The sequence below is a fragment of the Mesorhizobium sp. M1E.F.Ca.ET.063.01.1.1 genome (assembly GCF_003998155.1).
GTDB lineage: Bacteria > Pseudomonadota > Alphaproteobacteria > Rhizobiales > Rhizobiaceae > Mesorhizobium.
This window is the reverse complement of the sequence record NZ_RZSC01000605.1, coordinates 1-3,636: the sequence shown is the minus strand read 5'-3', so window position 1 is coordinate 3,636 and position 3,636 is coordinate 1. Positions and strand designations below refer to the sequence as shown.

The window sequence follows — 3,636 nt, the reverse complement described above, 5'->3', positions numbered from 1 at the left end:
GCCAGATGCAAGGCGAAATGGGCCGGGTTGAGCAGGCTGGTGACGAATTCGATGGCGCGCCCGTCGGCGGCACGCGTCAGGCGGCGCGTACGCAGGAAGGGCGTGCCTGGAGCGCAATCGAGAATGGCTGCGTCGGCGGCGCTCAGCATCTCGATGTCGACCCATTCCTCGCCATGATCGGGCACCAGCCCTGCCCCACGCAGCGTCTGGTGCAGCGAGCCTTCTCGAAGGCCGCGCAGCGGCACGTCTTCCAGTTCCGGCGACAAGGGCAAGCGGCTGCGCTCGATCGAAATGGCGTGGCCGTCATCGGCATTGCTGCGCACACGGTCGACGGCGATGAAGGACGGGTTCCTAACACCGAGTCTTGCCGCGAGCTCGGCGTCCTCGATGATCTCGAGCCTCAACGTCCGGGTCTCGGCATTGGCGCCTGCATTGGCAAGCGCGCGCGACCAGCCGATCGCGTCATCGACGGGCATGCCGTCGAAGGTGACGAAGGAACCGATACCGACCTTGGTGGTGATGAGCCCGCGACTGGAAAGCTCCTCCAGCCCTTTGCGGACGGTATTGCGGCTGACGGAGAAGCGCTGGACCAGCTCGTTCTCGCTCTGCAGGCGGTCGCCGAAGCCGAGCACGCCGGAGCGGATCTCATGCTCCAGAACCGTCGCGATCTGCTCGGGCTTGCCCGTGCCGGGGGTGAGTTGCATCGCGCGACGGGCCATATCGATACCTGTTCAATGAACCTGTATAATCCTGTTCAATATTGGGTTTGAAGGGCGACGTCAATCACGAAAAATCCGCAGGGCAACGACAGTCTTCGATTCTGGAACGCAGCAGACGCCTCAGCGTTCTTCCGGCGGCTTCAGCCCCCGGAACTGCACCAGCAACAGCAAATCGTAGGCGATCTTCAGCGCCCCGCAGATCAGCAGCGGCCACGCCCGGAACGATGCAGCGAAGAGAGCGCCGGCCAAGGCAGGGCTGGCCGAGGCGGCCAGGCTGCGCGGCACCGACGTGAAGCTCGCGGCAGCTGCCCGCTCCCCCTCTGTGACAACGGCCATGACGTAGGACGAGCGGGTTGGCACATCCATCTGCGACAGAGCGGCCCGGATCGACAAAAAGACAAGCGCCAAGGGGAGCGTTGGCGCCAGCGCCGCGAACATCAGAGCGATGCTGGACGGAATGTGCGTGAACACCATCGTGTTGATCAGGCCGATGCGCCGCGACAGCCGGGCGGCCACAGGAAACGAGAGCGCCGACAGCACGCCCGACCAGAAGAAGAAAACACCTGCCTGCGAAAGCGACAGGTTGAATTGCTCGAAGAGCCAAAGTGCGAGCAACGATTGGACGACGAAGCCTCCCGCGAAGGCATCGAGGCTGAACAGGGCCGCAAGCTTGAAGACAACGTAGCGCGAGGGGCCGAGCGCGGCGGCTGTGCCGGCAGCCAACGCCGGGCGGCGCGGGATGCACGCATAGAACGAACCGCCGAGCAGACCGAGAAGCGCGTAAAGGACGAACATGGCCTTGATGCCGGCAAGTCGGTCGAGGCCAACCGGCGCCAGAAGGTCAGGCATCCCTGCAGCGAGTCCGCCTGCGGCGCCTGCGAACGCGCCCACGAGACTGTAGCGTGCGAACATCCTGGTACGCTCACGCTCCGTGACCTCGCGCGTCAGCACGGCGTGCTCCAGCGGCACGAAGACACTGACACTGCCGGCCGAGGGATTGATCGTGCCGGCGAGCGCAACGACCAGAAGCAACGCGTAGTCATGGACAACGGCAAAGGCCACGCCAGTGGCAATCATCAAACCAGCGCCAGCCAGCAGGAGTTGACGATGATCGTGTCTGGCGCCGAGGAACCCGACACCTATGGTCAGCAGCGCGGAACCAAGCAGCGATGCCGTGGCGATGACACCGACCTGCAGGGGAGTGAATCCGAGGGCGAGCAGGTAGACGGGCAACAGCACGGCCACGAAGCCGTCGCCGAAATCCCGCAGGGCGCGGGCGGCAAAGAGAAAAATCGCCGGATGTATCCGTTCCACCGGTCCAGTCTCTCGACGGTTTGCTTCCAGCATCAGCGTCGTGGCTTTGCAGCCAGGCACCTACCCGGAGCCGAAGATATCATGCTGGAGGAGACTTAAACGTGCCAGCCAGCGGTATTGGCCGCCTTCAAACGAAGAAAAACTCCTCCACACGCTGCTTGGCTTTCCGCAGCACCGGAAGGATCTCGCGCTCCATCGCCTCGACCGAGAAACGCGCCGACTGGGTCGAGACGTTGATGGCGGCGACGGTACGGCCGGCGCGGTCGTTGACCGGCACGGCGATCGAGCGCAGGCCGAGCTCCAATTCCTCGTCGACGACGGCGAAGCCATCCACCCTCGCCTTGTCGATGGCCTTGCCCAGCGCGGCACGGCTGGTGATCGTCTTCGGCGTCCGTCGCTCGATCGTCGCTTCGCCGAGAAAAGCCTTCAACTCGTCCGCTGCCAGGCCGGAGAGCAGCGCGCGACCCATCGAGGTGCAGTAGGCAGGCAGCCTCGTGCCGATGTCGAGCGCGACGCTCAATATCCGGCGGCCGGGGATGCGCGCGACATAGACGACGTCCTCGCCCGACAGCACTGCCGCATTGCAGGCCTCGTCGAACTGCCCGGCCACCTCACGCATGATGGGCGTGGCAAAGGTCCATAGTGAAGCGCCGCCGAGCCATGTTCGGGCAACGGTCAACAGGCGCGGCGACAGCGAGAACAGCCGGCCCGATTGCGTCGCATAGCCAGTGGCTACCAACGTCAGCAGGAAACGGCGTGCGCCGGCGCGCGTCAGGCTCGCCTCCTCGGCCATCTCCGTCAGCGTCATGCCAAGCGGATGGCGAGCGAGGATCTCCATCACCGCCAAGCCGCGTTCCAGCGAGCCGACATGATCGCGTGATACTGGCTCGTCTTCCATGGGCGTTCCCAGGCTGGCGTTGACTCTGCACAAAGCGCCGAGTTAGAAATATCTCATATAGAACTTATGTTCGCAATGCGAACTTTTTCAATCTCCGGAGCCGCCACGATGGTCAAGTTCCTGCCGCTGAAAGAGGCCGTTGCGGAGAATTTGCATGATGGCGACGCGGTCGCTTTCGAAGGCTTCACCCATCTGATCCCGACCGCCGCCGCGCATGAAGCGATCCGCCAGGGCTTTCGCGACCTGACCCTGATCCGCATGACGCCCGACCTGATCTACGACCAGATGATCGGCATGGGCATCGCCAAGAAGATCGTCTTCTCCTATCTCGGCAATCCGGGCGTCGGCCTGCTCAGGCGCGCCCGCGACGCCATCGAGAACGGCTTTCCGCGCGCGATCGAGGTCGAGGAGCACAGCCATGCCGGCATGGCCAACGCTTACGAGGCGGGTGCCGCCGGCCTGCCCTGCGCGGTGTTTCGCGGCTATCGCGGCGCGGGTCTTGCCGCGGTCAATCCGAACATCAAATCCATCACCTGCCCGTTCACCGGCGAGGTGCTTGCCGCCGTTCCGGCGATCCGGCCCGACGTCACCTTCATCCACGCGCAGAAGGCGGACCGCAAGGGCAACGTGCTGGTCGAGGGCATCATCGGCATCCAGAAGGAGGCGGTGCTGGCGGCAAAGCGCGCAGTGGTGACGGTCGAGGAA

The 3,636-nt window shown here is 64.4% G+C and carries 4 protein-coding genes; 1 reads left to right on the top strand and 3 read right to left on the bottom strand.

What is annotated here, in order from left to right:
- The 3 genes from EOA29_RS28995 to EOA29_RS28985 all read right to left on the bottom strand — a co-directional run.
- Positions 1-719 (bottom strand): GntR family transcriptional regulator (locus tag EOA29_RS28995; protein ID WP_145969848.1); only part of this gene is annotated, 719 nt, incomplete at its 3' end.
- Positions 720-839: 120 nt separating this feature from the next.
- Positions 840-2,066, bottom strand: coding sequence for an MFS transporter (locus EOA29_RS28990; RefSeq protein WP_189349972.1), 1,227 nt, complete (start codon positions 2,064-2,066; stop codon positions 840-842).
- Positions 2,067-2,160: 94 nt separating this feature from the next.
- Positions 2,161-2,931: an IclR family transcriptional regulator C-terminal domain-containing protein gene (locus tag EOA29_RS28985; RefSeq protein WP_126092963.1), complete on the bottom strand. Its 771-nt coding sequence runs from the start codon at positions 2,929-2,931 to the stop codon at positions 2,161-2,163.
- 108 nt (positions 2,932-3,039) lie between these two features.
- On the opposite strand from EOA29_RS28985, the gene EOA29_RS28980 reads away from it, so the two are divergent.
- Positions 3,040-3,636 (top strand): CoA-transferase (locus EOA29_RS28980; protein WP_145969847.1); only part of this gene is annotated, 597 nt, incomplete at its 3' end.

Bases quoted from the DNA above. Each gene is read 5' to 3' on its own strand.
- EOA29_RS28985 (WP_126092963.1), bottom strand. From the start codon at position 2,931: ATGGAAGACGAGCCAGTATCACGCGATCATGTCGGCTCGCTGGAACGC.
- EOA29_RS28990 (WP_189349972.1), bottom strand. From the start codon at position 2,066: ATGCTGGAAGCAAACCGTCGAGAGACTGGACCGGTGGAACGGATACAT.